General features: G+C 35.6%; 15 protein-coding genes, 1 tRNA gene and 1 pseudogene. 6 read left to right on the top strand and 11 right to left on the bottom strand.

The features are described 5' to 3' along the window. Nucleotides 1-165 precede the first annotated feature (165 nt). From Q0794_RS04765 to queC, 3 genes are all read right to left on the bottom strand, one after another. On the bottom strand, nucleotides 166-870 hold the full coding sequence (locus tag Q0794_RS04765; RefSeq protein ID WP_298940574.1) for a DUF3581 domain-containing protein: 705 nt from the start codon (nucleotides 868-870) through the stop codon (nucleotides 166-168). Between the two features lie 161 nt (nucleotides 871-1,031). Further along, complete coding sequence (locus Q0794_RS04760; RefSeq protein ID WP_298940573.1) at nucleotides 1,032-1,688, bottom strand: cupin domain-containing protein; 657 nt, start codon at nucleotides 1,686-1,688, stop codon at nucleotides 1,032-1,034. Between the two features lie 61 nt (nucleotides 1,689-1,749). Continuing rightward, on the bottom strand, nucleotides 1,750-2,442 hold the full coding sequence (gene queC / locus Q0794_RS04755) for a 7-cyano-7-deazaguanine synthase QueC (RefSeq protein ID WP_298940708.1): 693 nt from the start codon (nucleotides 2,440-2,442) through the stop codon (nucleotides 1,750-1,752). 150 nt (nucleotides 2,443-2,592) lie between these two features. Between queC and queE the strand changes: the two genes are divergently transcribed. Next, nucleotides 2,593-3,270, top strand: a complete 678-nt coding sequence (gene queE, locus Q0794_RS04750) for a 7-carboxy-7-deazaguanine synthase QueE (RefSeq protein WP_298940572.1) — start codon at nucleotides 2,593-2,595, stop codon at nucleotides 3,268-3,270. Nucleotides 3,271-3,468: 198 nt separating this feature from the next. Here the strand turns inward: queE and Q0794_RS04745 are convergent, their stop codons facing one another. Further along, nucleotides 3,469-4,329 (bottom strand): polysaccharide lyase family 7 protein, encoded by an 861-nt coding sequence (locus Q0794_RS04745; RefSeq protein WP_298940571.1) that lies wholly within the window; start codon nucleotides 4,327-4,329, stop codon nucleotides 3,469-3,471. Nucleotides 4,330-4,529: 200 nt separating this feature from the next. Continuing rightward, nucleotides 4,530-4,901, bottom strand: a complete 372-nt coding sequence (locus Q0794_RS04740; RefSeq protein ID WP_298940570.1) for a GFA family protein — start codon at nucleotides 4,899-4,901, stop codon at nucleotides 4,530-4,532. 352 nt (nucleotides 4,902-5,253) lie between these two features. On the opposite strand from Q0794_RS04740, the gene Q0794_RS04735 reads away from it, so the two are divergent. Next, entirely contained in the window at nucleotides 5,254-6,381 is a 1,128-nt protein-coding gene (locus Q0794_RS04735; RefSeq protein ID WP_298940568.1) for a M14-type cytosolic carboxypeptidase, read from the top strand. A 136-nt stretch (nucleotides 6,382-6,517) separates the two neighbouring features. Here Q0794_RS04735 and Q0794_RS04730 read toward each other — a convergent pair whose 3' ends face one another. From Q0794_RS04730 to Q0794_RS04720, 3 genes are all read right to left on the bottom strand, one after another. After that, nucleotides 6,518-7,768, bottom strand: coding sequence for a leucine-rich repeat-containing protein kinase family protein (locus Q0794_RS04730; RefSeq protein WP_298940567.1), 1,251 nt, complete (start codon nucleotides 7,766-7,768; stop codon nucleotides 6,518-6,520). 194 nt (nucleotides 7,769-7,962) lie between these two features. Further along, entirely contained in the window at nucleotides 7,963-8,673 is a 711-nt protein-coding gene (locus Q0794_RS04725; RefSeq protein ID WP_298940566.1) for a heparan-alpha-glucosaminide N-acetyltransferase, read from the bottom strand. Nucleotides 8,674-8,780: 107 nt separating this feature from the next. Then, nucleotides 8,781-9,395, bottom strand: coding sequence for a LysE/ArgO family amino acid transporter (locus Q0794_RS04720; protein WP_298940565.1), 615 nt, complete (start codon nucleotides 9,393-9,395; stop codon nucleotides 8,781-8,783). A 223-nt stretch (nucleotides 9,396-9,618) separates the two neighbouring features. On the opposite strand from Q0794_RS04720, the gene Q0794_RS04715 reads away from it, so the two are divergent. Beyond that, nucleotides 9,619-10,515 carry a LysR family transcriptional regulator ArgP gene (locus Q0794_RS04715; RefSeq protein ID WP_298940564.1) on the top strand — a complete coding sequence of 299 codons (897 nt, stop codon included), beginning with the start codon at nucleotides 9,619-9,621 and terminating at the stop codon, nucleotides 10,513-10,515. A gap of 51 nt (nucleotides 10,516-10,566) precedes the next feature. Here the strand turns inward: Q0794_RS04715 and Q0794_RS04710 are convergent, their stop codons facing one another. Next, nucleotides 10,567-11,013 (bottom strand): Rrf2 family transcriptional regulator, encoded by a 447-nt coding sequence (locus Q0794_RS04710; protein ID WP_298940563.1) that lies wholly within the window; start codon nucleotides 11,011-11,013, stop codon nucleotides 10,567-10,569. Nucleotides 11,014-11,254: 241 nt separating this feature from the next. On the opposite strand from Q0794_RS04710, the gene hmpA reads away from it, so the two are divergent. Continuing rightward, a complete protein-coding gene (gene hmpA / locus Q0794_RS04705; protein ID WP_366522507.1) occupies nucleotides 11,255-12,448 on the top strand; it encodes an NO-inducible flavohemoprotein in 1,194 nt (397 codons plus the stop codon). Between the two features lie 130 nt (nucleotides 12,449-12,578). On the opposite strand, the gene Q0794_RS04700 is transcribed toward hmpA, so the two are convergent. Continuing rightward, entirely contained in the window at nucleotides 12,579-14,213 is a 1,635-nt protein-coding gene (locus Q0794_RS04700) for a response regulator (RefSeq protein ID WP_298940561.1), read from the bottom strand. A gap of 543 nt (nucleotides 14,214-14,756) precedes the next feature. Next, nucleotides 14,757-14,840: transfer RNA gene (locus Q0794_RS04695), tRNA-Tyr, on the bottom strand. Nucleotides 14,841-14,976: 136 nt separating this feature from the next. Between Q0794_RS04695 and Q0794_RS04690 the strand changes: the two genes are divergently transcribed. Together Q0794_RS04690 and Q0794_RS04685 are read left to right on the top strand one after the other, a co-directional pair. Then, nucleotides 14,977-15,525 carry a VC2046/SO_2500 family protein gene (locus Q0794_RS04690; protein ID WP_298940560.1) on the top strand — a complete coding sequence of 183 codons (549 nt, stop codon included), beginning with the start codon at nucleotides 14,977-14,979 and terminating at the stop codon, nucleotides 15,523-15,525. 263 nt (nucleotides 15,526-15,788) lie between these two features. Next, nucleotides 15,789-16,108, top strand: a pseudogene (locus tag Q0794_RS04685) (IS4 family transposase); the annotation flags it as partial.

Raw genomic sequence — 16,108 nt, 5'->3', positions numbered from 1 at the left:
AATTAAATACGATCGTACAACTGAAGCTTAATCAAAGTGGGATTGATCTTCAGTCTTGAAAACTAAGGGGTTAATGGGGAAACTAAACTAAAGCGAAGGGAATAAAAAAGGGAAAAACATCTGTTTTCCCCTTTTCTATCAATAACTATATTGCATTAATAATGCTTAAAAAGCGTTTCGTCTTGCTAAATAACCATCTGAGAAAGCGGTAATAGATTCATGTTCATAAGGTTTTAAACCAGCTATCACCATGGTTTTAATTCCGCGGCCAATGATCTTATCGCCTTCATAAATATCAAAATTTAAAAAGTTATTAGCGCGTTTTGTTTCTACTTCTAATACGCTTTCTGCTAATTCAACACGTAATGGATTGCTTAAACTTAAATTATCAAATTCAAAGTTCATGCTGTTGTACATGACTAATGGACGAGCAGGGTTAAACATCACTTGATGTTTCTTCATTAATGGCATTAATAAAGTTGGGAAATTTTGACCAGAAAATTCGACGTAATTTTTTATTAATGTTTCAATTAATACAGGGTCGTGGCTTGTATTACCTGTTTGCTTTATCTCTAAAACACTTTTACCTTGCGCATTAGTGACAATAATATTCTCATCTGTCGCGGCAGGGAAGTTGAGTGGTACATTACCCCCAACCATATTGGTAAAAGTAAAACTCATTGACTCACTAACACCGTATTCTTTCAATGCTAATGCAAATAATAGATCGCCAGGAACACAAAATCGTTTTGAATCAGGATCGTGAATCGGATTAAAATCTTGGCATTCTTTTTTCGCAAAAGTACTTGCTTGCTCTGCACTAATTGTGATGCTGCTATCTTGCTGGATATAATATGGATCTAATAACATTTCAGCTCTCTAATATAAAACGTATTGGGGTGGAATAAATTGTGCAAAATATAGGGTTAACCTCACATTTTATAAAAAAAAATGACGTTAGGGAATAGCCAAAGCGCAAATAATGTGCAAATCACAAGTAACGCTTAACTTTCAGTACATTGTGTATCGTATTAATTGAGTGGCAAATGACCGGTTTTAACTAATATGACTGTTTCTTCCTCTACAAAAGGATCATGTTGACTCATGTGAGGGCTACGTATCCAAGTATGTTTGGGATAGCTTCCAAATTCGTCTTTAAAAGTACCTGAAATCACTAATATTTCTTCACCTGCAAAATGTCTGTGAGGCTGGAAATGCTCTCCTGCAGGCCATTTCACTAAGGCGGTATGTTGTGTTTCAACACTATGTAAAGGCATTACTTGCAAATTACCAATACCCGGCAACCATTCTGTTGTCATTGTATTTATTCGAATACTTTCTAAATCAGTAGGAATAAACTGATTTAGTTTAACGAAGATGAGACAACCAAATTCGCTGAAAGGTTCATGTTGACTGCTAGGCGGGTTTCGTAGATAGCTGCCGGCAGGGTAATCTCCTTCTTGATCTGAAAATATACCCTCCAATACAAATATCTCCTCACCTTGTGGATGAGTGTGCTCACTAAAATACGAGTTCGCTGCATATTCAACAATGCTGGTAACATGTACTTGATCTTCTGATCTCGCTAATGGTTTACGTCGAACCCCAACCATTGGACTCTTGACCCAAGGTTGCTGTTGCGTATCAATGACCACTTTTTTACTAAAGTCGAGGTTAATATCTTTCATTAGCGTTTACCTTTTATCATGACAACTGACCTTTAAAAGTGCATGCACAAGTACATTTTATTTAAGCTTCGTAAGTAATAGGATCTGTTATGCCATTTTTTTCGAAGGCTTGTAAACGTTCTACACAACTCCCACATTGACCACAGGCTTGTTCACGACCGTTATAACAGGTCCATGTTTTGCTATAATCTAAACCCATTCTAATCCCATCTTTTAAAATACCTATTTTATCTGTTTGTAAATAAGGGGCATGTATTTCAGTTTTTTCATAATTAGCAACGGCAGCAACATCGTTCATTTTTTCAAGAAAAACCGGACGGCAATCTGGGTAAATATCATGGTCACCAGAATGCGCTCCGTAATAGACTTGCTCCGCTTTTAACGAAACGGCATAACCAATCGCTAATGATAATAAAATCATATTACGATTTGGCACGACAGTATTAAGCATATTACTTTCTTCGTAATCACCTTGTGCCACTTCTATTGAACTATCCGTTAAAGAAGAGCCACCAATAATTTGATTGATTGAGGTAATATCAATCACCTTATGATGAACACCTAGTTCTTTACATACCTGTTCTGCAACTTGTACCTCTTTAACATGGCGTTGTCCATAATCAAAGGTTAACGCATAAGGTGTTAAACCTTCTTCAATGGCTTTGTGTAAAACAGTGTATGAGTCCATCCCACCAGAATATATAACCACTACTTTTTTGCTCATGACACTGTATTTCCTATTGTATTGCTTGATAGCGAAGTGATCTGTCGATTTTTATAAAGCCCAGTCCAATAGCTATTTAATTGCACTATTTACGTTGCTGACTTTACATCTTTCGATATCACGGGTATAAAAACAGCCCACTAAAAGAGTGAGCAAGATCAAATAAGGCATTTTACGTCAATGACACAAAACTATAAAGTAAATGAACTGTTTCAAACCATCCAAGGGGAAGGTTTTTATACAGGTGTACCTGCAATTTTTGTTCGTTTACAGGGATGTGATGTTGGCTGTGCATGGTGTGATACTAAGCATACTTGGGAAATTGATCCGGCTAAAAAATCTGACTTAATATTAGTGACCGATAAGAGTAATGAGTCTGACCGTTGGGCAGATAGCTCAGCTAAAGACATTGTCGATGAAATAAAGCGCTTAGGTTACACCGCGAATTTAATTGTGATCACTGGCGGTGAGCCTTGTATGTATGACTTACGAGAGTTAACTCAAGTACTACATGAGTTTGGTTTTACGATACAAATAGAAACCAGTGGAACTTATCCTGTTTTAGTCGATGCACAAACCTGGGTTACTTTGTCACCTAAAGTGAATATGCGCGGTAAAAAAGAAGTATTAAAAGAGGCGTTAGAGCGCGCTAATGAAATCAAGCATCCAGTGGGTACTGAAAAAGACATTGAACAACTCGATGTTTTATTATCGAAAGTAACAGCTATCAAAGATAAAACGATCAGCTTACAGCCTATTTCTCAAAAGGCTAAAGCCACTGCGTTATGTATGAAAGTATGTATTGAGCGTAATTGGCGCTTGTCAGTACAAATGCATAAATATTTGCAGATTGATTAGTTTTTTACTGACTATTTCTTATTTTGATATTGAAGTGAAGTGAAGTGAAGTGAATGGCTGGTACGAGATCTATCATCGTAATCTTTATAAAATAAACGTTCTTAATAGGCTCTCCATTATTTAATGGCGAGCCTATTTTGTGAGTTAAGCCTTTAAGCTATTTATTGTGATTAGTTTTATTGTGATTGGTCATTAAGTTTATTTAGTGTCTGACGCTTTATATTCAAGCTTATAAAAGTGCGCTTCACTCATACCATTGGTAAATTGATTGTATACGCCTGCTTTAAAGTAGCTTAACAGGTGGCGCCAGTAATCAATATCATGTTCAACAATACGTTTACCATCTACATTAATTAGTAGTTGTTTATTGCCGACAGTGATGTCAAAAGCGGTTGCTTTATTTAATGGGGCTTTACCTAAATCATACTTTTTGTAAGCAACATCTGCTTTACACATCTCTTTATCTTTATTCTTTTTACCAAACGACCCTTTACAAATCACTGCATTATTTTTAATTAATGCCCAGAAGTGGCCTTTTACTGAATTAGCATCTTCTTTCCAAACAACACGAAGTAGGGGATGTGGCACATTATGCGTGCCTTGGTTATCCAACCCTTTGTTGTGTACTTGTAGGAATGTAATTTCATTTTGTTTAGAGTCTGATTTTTTCATTGAACCAACCGGATCAATCATTTCAACTTCAGCGCTTAATGTATAAAGCTTATTGGGTAAATCAGTGCGGAAATTTTTATGAACGCGGACTTCGTTGCGAAGGTGGTCATTTTTCATTTTGAAAACAAGTGCTTCACTTTTTTTATCAACGTAGAAATATTGATTAACAATCCCACTAAAGTCACCATCTAATGCAAAATATTCTTTGTTCCCTTTTTTGCCTTCAGCATCTGAAATTTGTAGCTCAGATTCAGTTAAAACATGTTGAAATTGCGTGTAGTTAGCTGGCTCACCTAATGCGCCATCTTGATCTGAAAACTGAACATTTGCATTGGTAAAAGAAGAGATTGCCATGAGTGTTGAGATAGCAAGTAGTTGTTTTTTCATTAAAATAACCTTATGTGGTATTGTAGTATTTATTAAAAAATAACATGAATGTTAAGTTAATAGCGTGGATTTAGTCTGGTTTTATGGATCAATCATTCGTTTTTTATTGCATTGTGAGCTAGGGCACAGCCAAATTGCATAAGCCTATAGCTGGATCCAGAATATGACGTTTGCTCATTGTAACAAGCTTTATTAAGGCTTCACTTCATTCCTGCGCCAACGGTAGAACGAATAGGAATATCTTCTAAATCAATGCCTTTTAAATCCAATTCTTTTAAACAAAATACATTAACGCCAAAATAATCAGGCGTTACTCGCTTACGGTGAAAAGGGTATATACCACACACCTTACAAAAGTAATGTTCTGCAGTGTTCGTATGGAACTGATAGGTGGTTAGATACTCCTTCCCTGTCATAATATGCATGGCACTTTCATGCACTTTTACCATCAATGCATTTTTCCTGATGCAAATAGAGCAATCGCATGTTGTCAGTTCGATAAAATCTGTTTTAATTTCAAACTGAACGGCTTCACAATGACATGAGCCTTGGATAGTGTTGACCTTATTCATTTGCTTTCCTTGTCTTAAATTACACAACGCTATTGCATTAATATCAGTCCGTTTAATAAGGGTCTACATTTTTTACGTTACCGTTCCTTTATATTGGTATTTCTAGTACCACTGTCTTGAAAAACACCGATAGAGTTTATTAATAAATTCTTTTATTGGAAAGATAAAGTATTGTGAATGGCTGTGCTTAGGTTATGACTCACTAGATCATGGATGCTAATTCGGTTCTGAATCACTCACTCAACTGCCGTTATTCGCTTAAATTGTCAGTCATCGATTAACTCTGCTTTGTTGTTTGTTTAGGATCGTTTATGCTCAGAGGAACTCGTAAAATATTAATTAAGGAAAAGCTATGCGTATCACTGCTAATTTCGATGCAGGCAATATTGAGGTTATTAATTTAGACGATAAAAAAGATATTCAATTGGCTATTCGTCCCGATGTTGGCGAAGAGTTTTTTCAATGGTTTAACTTTCGTATCGACGGTGAAGTAGGCGAACAATATATTCTTAATATTCTTAATGCCGGCGAAGCTTCTTATCTTGAAGGTTGGGACAATTATCAAGCGGTGGCTTCTTATGATCGCCAGCATTGGTTCCGTTTACCAACATTCTATAAAGAGGGGAAGTTAACGATTGTAGCTGATATGGATTGTGAAACTATTCAAATTGCTTACTTTGCACCTTACAGTTATGAACGTCATCAAGACCTGCTTGCTGCCGTACAAATGCACCCACTTGTGAGCCTTGAGCATCTAGGTGAAACATTAGATAAACGCGATTTAACGTTAGTTAAAATTGGCGACGGCGATACTAATAAACGCAATATCTGGATCACTGCACGTCAACATCCTGGTGAGACAATGGCTGAATGGTTAGTTGATGGTTTGATGCATAGTTTGTTAGACAGTGATAATGCGACAGGTAAATTGCTGTTGGATAAAGCAAACTTCTATATCGTGCCTAACATGAACCCTGATGGAAGTGTACGTGGTCATTTACGTACTAACGCTGCAGGTATTAACTTAAATCGTGAATGGTTAAATCCAAGCTTAGATAAAAGCCCTGAAGTATTTCATGTGATTAATAAAATGAAAGAAACTGGCGTTGACCTCTTTTATGATGTGCATGGTGATGAGGCATTACCTTTTGTCTTTTTAGCGGGATCTGAAGGGACACCAAGTTATAACGATCGTTTGGCTACATTACGTGAACGATTCTCTGAAGTATTCAAACTCGCTAGTGCAGATTTCCAGTCTGATTTCGGTTATGACGTTGATGCACCGGGTAAAGCGAATATGACGGTCGCAACAAACTGGGTTGCTGAGCATTTCGATTGCCTTGCAAATACATTAGAAATGCCATTTAAAGATAATGATAATGTACCCGACCCAACCATGGGGTGGTCACCAGAGCGTTCTGTTAAATTAGGCGAAGCTTCATTAGTCGCAATGCTAGCGGTGGTTGACGATCTACGTTAGTCGACACTATCACTGCTAATAGCTTATCAATGAAAAAGCCTAACCAGTTAAACTGGTTAGGCTTTTTTCGATTTATTTTTAGTTTAGGTTCAAGTCGTTAGCTTTATATCTAAATACTTTTTATATTCCAACCCACTTATACATCGACTAACGCTTTTAGCGTTTTATAGTCTGATGACTTTTTATCTTCAACGTCACAAACCTTTAATAAGTCATCAATAAAATGCATCAGTGCACGCTGTTCTATTTCTTTAATACTCTCTTTAACGACGGGTAGCAGCATGTGGTACATACTGGCTGCGCCAAAGTCACCAAAAATAATATTTGATTGCTGATCAAACAAGGTATTGTGCGCATAAAGGTCGCCATGACACACTTGGTTATTATGTAAATGCTCAAACACTTGTTGCATCTGTTCTACTATTTTTTTAATACTATTAATCGATAAACTAAAACCGGATTCAAAAGTATCACGCGTACAGGTTTGAAAATCTGGTGGTAACCCCAAGTTTTTAAAGTGAGTTGGAATCAACTCCATTACCAATGCTAAATAATGACTTTCATTTACTTGTGCGACTGATTTCACTAGGTTTTTATGATTACCTAATTTTAAACAAGCTTGTAACTCATCTTGAGGATACCCATCGCTAGTGACTTCCCCTTTAAATACTTTAACTGCAATATCTTCTGGAAAAGTATTTTCTTGATTCGCGGTATCAGTCCAATTAGCTTGATAAATGATGCCTGATGCGCCTTGCCCTAATACTTCTAATAAACGGTAATCTGTCGAAGCAACTTTAGGAACTGATTTTATCTCTACATCCGTTTCACAGAATGGATTACCAGAAAAAGCCAACCAAGCTAACTTAGGCAGAATTAATAGTTGTATCGGAAAAGCTAACATCTGGTTTGCAGAAATACGCAATAACTCTAGGTTAACTAGCTGATCGGTACTTTTTGGTAATCGACTCAGTTGGTTTCCTGCAAGGGCGAGTTTCTGTAAACGCGTTCGCTCGCCTAATGCTTCTGGCAAACTGGTTATTTGATTATCAGTCAAAATTAACCAACGTAGTTGGTGTGGTAATGATTCAGCGGGTACTTCTTGGATCTGGTTTGATTTAAAACCAACCATTTCTAATAATGGACAGCCACCTAAGGCCGTTGGGAGTACTTTAAAGCAATTATTAGAAACAAAAATAATCTTGAGATTAATGAGTTGTTTTATTTCATCAGGCAAGGTACTTAATTGATTATTTGATAAATCTAATATTTCTAAGCTATCTGCTAAGGTGAGAATCTCCATTGGAAATTCCGTTAAATTTTCGGATAGTTGTAAGCGCTTAATGCCTGTTAATTTTCCTGCTTTAAGTTGTGCAATACTATGCAAAATAGAGTTCCTAATGAGTAAATAAATAGTTATTTTGATTTTTAGATTGTAACGTGTCGTTATATTTTTACTATAACTAGCCGTTTTTTTATTTTAAACGGTGGCAAAGCTTACCACTATTTTGACTACTATGTTTGTAACTATATTTACTACTATATATGCAGATATATTAATGACGGCGATATAAATAGCTTTTATAGTTTACTAATGGCTAGCATTGCACCGTACATGATAGGTTGATGAATGAGATAAATTGCTAATGAGTGTCGTCCAAGAAAGGCGAGTTTATTACTGATAACATTATCTTTTATTTTGATATTAAATAACGACTTGTGCATCAAATAGATACCAATTAATACAGGAGAAATCCAAGGGATAAAACTGACTAAATCAGTGGTTTTTCGTGGTATAGATAAGTGCTCTACTGACCACAACCAGATAGGTCGCATACTTATCCAATCTAATTGGTAAGCGGCTAAACATGCAACGCCAATAATTAATGCAACAGTGGGGAATCGCGAAAATATCACTGAGATGGGCAAAGCCACTGCAATAAAATGAATGATGCCAAAATATACCCACGCATTCGGGTACATAAATAAACTACCGACCGTTAACAGTAAAGCGACGGTAATTAATTTCGCCACTGCTTTACTTAGTTTGATTAAGTTGACGTGTTTTGAATAGACTAAATAACTGCTCATGCCTACCGCTAATAAAAAACCAGATACAATAACGGCTCTAAATACACGCCATTCAATATCTTTATTGGTGCTTATATCTAACCAGTCGAAAGCCGCAAGGTTATAGCAAAAGTGAAATATCACCATTAATACAATCGCCATACCTCGTAATATATCGACTTCATTGACTCTGACATTACGTGTGTTTGATAGATTGCTCACGGGTGACTTCCTTTTATTTTTTAACTTTTATCTTTTAGCTATTACTACACTAATAGTATTAGTGCAGTAATAGCATTGTGATTACGTTGATTTTTTAAAGTAATCATTTAATTTGTGACAACATAATATAGTAAATAAGCTGCAATCACCCACATCATAATAGCAATAACAAAGTCGATAATTTGTTGGCTTTTAGGCTTAGATAAAATAGGTGCCAATTTTTGACCCAATAAAGACAACCCAAAGAACCAAATAAATGAAGCACTTACACCCCCGAATACAAACCAAGGACGCTGTTCAGTAGTTAAGTTAGCAGCAAATCCACCTAATATAACAATGGTATCAATGTACACATGTGGATTTAAAATTGTAAATGCACAACAAGCTAATACGATCGCTTTGAAGTTTCTATTCTTGTCGTCAGTTTGTAAATTATTACCACCTGCAAACGCACTCTTAAAACATAAAGAACCATAATAGAACATAAAAATTGCACCGAGTACGCCAATACTGGTTAACAGCCATGGGAAAGTAGTAAATACCTTCGCGCCTCCCCATACTCCGACGGACATAAAAATAGCATCGGCAAGAGAGCAAAATGTCGCCACAAACAAATGATGTTGCCGACGGATCCCTTGATTTAATACAAACGCATTCTGCATGCCAATTGGCATAATTAAGGTCGCCATTAAGGTTAAACCGGTAAAGTAAGTGCTGAACATAGATACTCATAATAGATAGGTGGTCAAAAAGAGAGGGCTACTATAATTTCATTTGAACTGTTAGTGTAGCTAATAAATTTAATGTTTAATTAAAATTTCTAATGTGGCGTGTAAATATTGTTAATGTCAGCGGATCTACGTTACTAACGCAGCTGGCGATGTTGACTAATGTACTCGCTTTAAATTCCTAATAATATGATTTTTAAATTAAGGCTGTGATGGTATGGATTTAAGTAATGTTGATTATAAACTGTTAAAAGCCTTAGATGCCGTGGTGATGGAACAAAGTTTCGATCGCGCTGCACAACGTCTTTTTATTACGCAATCGGCAGTATCTCAACGTATAAAATTACTTGAGAAGCATTTTGGTGAGCCGTTATTGATCCGTTCAACACCACCACAAGCTTCGCATTTAGGGCGTTTATTATTAGGGCACTATCAACGTGTTCTACAATTAGAGATGGAGCTCAATCAACAGTTAGATTTACAAAGCAATCAAGCACAAACGCTGCCGTTAGCGGTTAATGCAGATAGTTTGGCAAGTTGGTTAATTACTGCATTAAGTCCGTTATTACAAAGTAAAAATATTCAATTAAACTTATTTGTTCAAGATGAGACGACGACTTGGGAAAGAATGCGTAGTGGAGAAGCACTGGCTTGTTTAAGCAGTAAAGCAAAAGCGATTAGTGGTAGCGATAGCCATTTCTTAGGTTATATGGAATATATCTGTGTTGCCAGTCCTGACTTTATAGCGCGCTTCTTTAAACAAGGCGTTAATAGGCAAACTCTGCAACATGCGCCAGCAATGTCTTTTGATCAATATGACGATATGCATTTAGCTTTTTTACGAGAACATTTTGATTTGGAAATGGGGCAATACCCTTGTCATACGATACGTTCATCAGAAGCGTTTGTTGATTTAACGTTAGCCAGCGGCGCCTATAGTTTTAATAGTCATTTTAGTGTTGAAGCACATTTAAAAAGCGGGCTGCTGGTGGATATTTTGCCTGATCATAAAGTACGTGTTCCTTTGTACTGGCATTGTTGGCAATTAGGTGGGGAATTAATGCAGGAGCTGAGTGAGCAAGTTATTAGCTATGCTCGACAAGTATTGAAATAGTATTTTGATGCTCTTTGCTTCGGTTCAGACGATACTAAAACGATAGTGACATTAAAGTTTAATAGGGGCATGGAGATCCAATGTCCACACATCGTTACTTTTTGCAAGGCAGATATCAGCTAAGGTGTGTTTATTTAATTCATCTAGAAATGCCTGCATGGCTTTATTTAAAATTGGCTTAACAAGGCAAACACTTTGTAATCGACAAGGGGGTTCTGCACAATTGATGGGGTCAAGCGTGTTCTCCATGATTGCAACAACGTCACCTAAGTTAATTAAATCAGCGGGTTTAGCTAATTTAATACCACCACTTTTTCCTCTCACCGTTTGAATAAATCCTGCTTTCCCTAAATGGTGCACAACTTTGGTTAAATGATTAAATGAGATACCAAAAAGTGTAGCAATATCTGTCGCTTTAGATAATGACTCTCGTTCAAGCTGCGTATTGAGGTAAATTAAAACACGAATTGCATAATCCGTATGCTTAGTTAATTGCAATGTTTCGACCTTTTCATTGTATATCCTTTTATTTTCATCGTTAAGCTACGTTTTATGGATAGCGAACCGTCTTCTTTTTTATTGGTTTATTTTCGTTTTAATATCGATATTTTCTATTGTAGCGTAGAAGCTATTTTTAGTTTTTTAATTATGCATTTTATTTGCATCTTTTGAAATAAGTATTTAATATGCGAGTTATAAATTTAAATAAGTATTTTAAATGCAACTTAAAGGGCGAGTTATGTTAACTGACAATGAAATTAGAATTATAAAATCAAGTGCACCTGCGTTAGCTGAATACGGAGAGCAAATTACTGGGCGTTTTTACCAAATATTATTAGAGAAAAATCCTGAACTAAAAAATATTTTTAATATGACCAATCAAAAAAGCGGTAATCAAAAACAAGCGTTAGCCATGGCCGTTTATGCATTTGCAAAATATGTTGATAATTTATCAGTTATTTTAGGGGATGTTGAACGAATCGCCCAAAAGCATGCAAGTTTAGGTATTAAGCCTGAACATTATCCATTAGTTGGCGCTGCTTTATTAGAGTCAATTAAAGAAATATTAAATCCAGGTGAAGAAGTTATTTCAGCTTGGGCTAGTGGTTACGGTATCTTGGCTAATGTGTTTATTGAAAGAGAGAAAGAACTATACCAAGAGAGTGCAGAAAAAGAGGGCGGATGGTCAGCAACACGTGAATTTACCGTGGTAAAAAAACAGCAGGAAACACCCTTAATTACCTCTTTTTACTTGCAACCTAGCGACCAAGGTAAAGTCTCTTCATATAAAGCAGGTCAATATATCGCGTTACATTTACATCCTGAAGGTGCTCCAAATCATCAAATTCGTCAATACAGTTTATCTGGCGCGTTTGATCACGCGGGCTATCGTATTTCCGTTAAAAAAGAGCAGAATGAACAGGGCGATGGTTTAATTTCTAACTACTTACATGAGAAACTTGAACAAGGCGGTACGATACAAGTTTCTAATCCTTATGGTGAGTTTGTATTACAGGAAACACAACGTCCAGTCGTCCTAATCAGCGGTGGAGTAGGTATTACACCAATGCAAGCCATGTTAGAAACATTAACGGCTCAAACTCCATCACGTGAAACACATTTTGTACATGGCGCATTGGATGAATTACACCATGCATTTAAGGGTAAATTAGATGTATTAGCGGCTTCTGGGAAAGTACAAGCTCATACTTTTTATGAAAATATTGAAGTGTCATCTAAAGCACAGAATACCCATCAAGGTCTTATTAATATTGATGCGATTCAAGCAGACTTACCATTAACAGGCGCTGAGTTTTATATCTGTGGGCCATTAGCGATGATGAAAGCAGTATATAAACAATTGAAAGCATTAGATGTTAATGATGATCAAATATTTTATGAAGTATTTGGTCCTTCTAAAACATTAGCTTAAGTCTCTTTGAGGGATTTTTTAATATCAAAGTCACTTATTAATTGATTATGTCAGCATGCTTCTGCGTCTAATATTGATTCTTTAATAAAGTGACTTAATTTAATTAGATATAAAAGGTGGTGCGAAAATTTTACGCTACCCCTTTAATCTTTTTGAGTTCATGACGTAACGCATTTAATCGCTCCGCATGCATTTCTGGCAAATGAGTGTTGTTTAATAAGGCAATACTACTTTGAAATTGTGCTATTAACTCATCTTTATTAACAGGTTTTTCTTGTAGCATATGAATAAGCACTTGAGAACGATTTAATATGGCACCTGAATTAAGTGGCTCTAATATTAACGCTCTTTCAAAACTATCTAATGCAGCTTGATATTCGTTGGCTGTAAAAAATTCAATGCCTGCTTTATTGTAGCCTTTAAAGTTTTCAATGCGTTGCTTTAATAAATCACCAGTATGTTTCTTAATATTAATGGCTGTCGTTGGGTCAATAATATGTCGTTGTTTGAGCTCTTCTAAGAGCGGTTCTGCCTCATCAAACTCACCGATATTTAATAACGAGAATGCGCTTTCTATTAAAAAGGTCGTATCAAAATCGATAACTGCTTGATTGGTATTCTTTAAGGTACTTAATATACGTCGTTTCGCTTTAAGTGGCTCATTCAGTGCGAAATGAACATTAGCCTGATATATTTCATCGAAGCCATTAAAATTAAAGTCTTTATTTTTTCCTTCTTCAAAACGGCTTTGATATAGAGCTGAAGACACTTTTTTCAATATGAGTCTTCGTTCTCCTATGTCTTTTTCTTGTTTCGCTAAATCAATAATACTGCGTAAGTAGTTAGCAAGATGGCAAGGATCAGGGTAAAAAGAGCTACGGCTTAAATGTAAAATAGAGTAGTAACTATTGAGCATGACAACATACTCCTCCATTTCATTCGCTAATAAGGCCACTTCTTGATGACGTTCAATACTATGGTGAGTGGTATTCGCCGCTTTAGTTAATATATTCAACGCATTACTTAATTGACCGTCTCTTTTATATGAGCGGGCCAGCCATCCGTAAGCTTCCATTTGTAATGGAGAGTCTTCTATCAAGCGCGTTAATATCTGAATTGATTTTTTATATTCTTTTTGCAGAAAATAGGATCTTCCTAAGCTTATACAAGGACGCACTAACGGTCTCAGTTCAATTAAAGGTTTTAAAATACGATCCGCATTCTCAAAGTCTTCAGTTTGAATATATATTTCTGCGAGTAAGTTTTTACATAGGTTTCTATACTCGGGGGCTTGGTCAATTTTTTGCTTACACAGTGAGATAGCTAATTCGTATTTCTTATCTGCAATCGCTCTATAAATGGCTTGTAGCATTACTTTACGATGTGTTGCTGCGGTTAAGCGAGTGCTTAATTGAACAGGAGAAAAAGGCTTCATTAGGTAATCGTCGGGTGACTTTTCAATCGCTGTTAAGACCATTCTTTTGTTACTATCACCTGTGATAATAAAGCACAGAGCATGGTCTGGTATGAGATCGTTTTTCTTTAAATAATCCAATAGCTGTACGCCATTTTTCCCAGAGCCTAAGTTGTAATCTAAAAGGTAAATATCGAATTTAACCACATTTGCTATTTTAACGGCTTGTTCGATGGTATCGACAAACGTAATATTTTTGGCACCTTGGTTGGTTAACATGGCTTTAAGCATCACATGAAATGCTTTTTGATCATCTACTATTAAGATTTTTTTATCATGATAATGAAACATAATGGGTACCGGCCAAGTTAAACAAAAGGCTAAAAATTCAAAAAAGACTAAGAAAAACTCATGTTAATAACTGAATACGCTGTAAAGGTTAACGAGAAAAAGAGCATATTAGCGATTACCTTAAATAGTATATTTTCACTTAACAGAAAAGTGCCATTAAAAATGCCTGTAGAAAGCAGTGTTGTAATAGCAAAAAAGCTAGTGCTGTAAAATTATGAGACTCATTATATTAAGTGTATCTTCTCAATTTAATACCGAAGCAACAATTAAATTCAGGACATAAATTAATGTAAGCTATTGTTATATATTGTAAATTTATAATCAAAATTCGGTTTTGTTAACAGTTAAAATAGAAATGCTATTTAATATGATTGGTATGACTAGGATTGTAGAGTATTTTTGTTCATAAATAACTTTTTAAAAGTCATAAAAATAGCAAAAAAGTCAATTTATCATGAGGTGGTTTGTAGTTTAAACAACAATATTTGGAATATCTAAGAAGAGTATTGAAACTTGATGGCCTCAAGTTATTTGAAGATGAAATGGTGGAGGGAGGTGGATTCGAACCACCGAAGCTTTCGCGACAGATTTACAATCTGTTCCCTTTGGCCACTCGGGAACCCCTCCGTTATTTCGAGATGCATAATATCAGAAAATGATCGCTTGTGAAGATTAAAATTGAAAAAACATTAAATAAAATCAGGTTGTTGCCGATAAATAGAATACTTTATTAAATAACAAGCGTGAGAAAGTATTTTTTCGTATGAATATTGAGCATCTTAATCAACAGATCGTTATCAACGAATGGCAGCTAGGGCAACAGTTAAATACTGCTGTCCATAGTGGTGCGCGTGATAAATTTAATCTGCTATTAAGCTTTTTGTCAGATGACGCTCGAGACTTCGCTCAGTTTGAAATAAAATCAGAAGAAAACTTACTGAAAAAAACAACTGATTTACGCGCGTACTTTGAATTACCTAATCCACAGCCCTTAGTTAATGAAGGTCCATCAGAAAAATTATTAGCTGAATTAAATAATGATTTACAACAAAAGAAGTTAATTGATATTCGCTTTAAACAGTTAATCACCAATGAAGCAATATTATCAAAGCAACAAGGTGTTGAGTTCCCTGAAGAACTGCTAGATAATTTACCATTACTCAAGAAGCAGCGTATGAATGCTGCTTATCAATCAAATTCACAGGCAGAAGATCGTGATAGTCAAAAGCCGATAGGAGTGGATGTCGGTTTATTAGATGAATATAAAAACATGGATTTAGTGAATCGACCTCTACAAGTTCATTATAAGTGACGCCCATTTCATTACTTTTATTTCTTACTTTCGCTTATCATTTTTTTGTGGGTTATTTTGCTCATACTTTCATTTCATATAGCTTATTTTCTGAGACCGCTAAAGTGGGTGTTGAACTTCATTTGTAACAAGCTGTCTGAACTTCAGATTTTAAAGTTAGTTTTTATTCATAGGTTGGATCTTAAGAAAAAAATACATTGAAAACATGCTCTGAATTTGATCTGATAGTAATCGCCAAACCAATATCAAGAGCAAATCAGAGCATGTGTATAGATAATACTGAGTTACAACAAATAACAAAAGTCCTTGGTGAATTAAAAATTAATGAAATAGGTAAAAACGTTAATTTTTGCAATCGGAAAAGAGTTATCAAACCCTTTGAGTTATTAATGTCACTGATCACCGCTTTGGGTGATAAATCAGTTGATACCGTCGCTGATTTACACCGTTATTTTGTAAAGTTAACAGAAACTGATGTGCAATATAAACCCTTTCATAATCAACTCAGTAAGCCTGAATTTGTTGATTTCATAAAAGAGGTGATTCGCGTTGCAATGAATGCTTGGCAACAGCAAGTATTAGC

This window comes from uncultured Psychromonas sp., from assembly GCF_947489755.1.
Lineage (GTDB): Bacteria > Pseudomonadota > Gammaproteobacteria > Enterobacterales > Psychromonadaceae > Psychromonas.
Note: the sequence above shows the minus strand (reverse complement) of the source record. Positions and strands in the feature narration are given on the sequence as shown.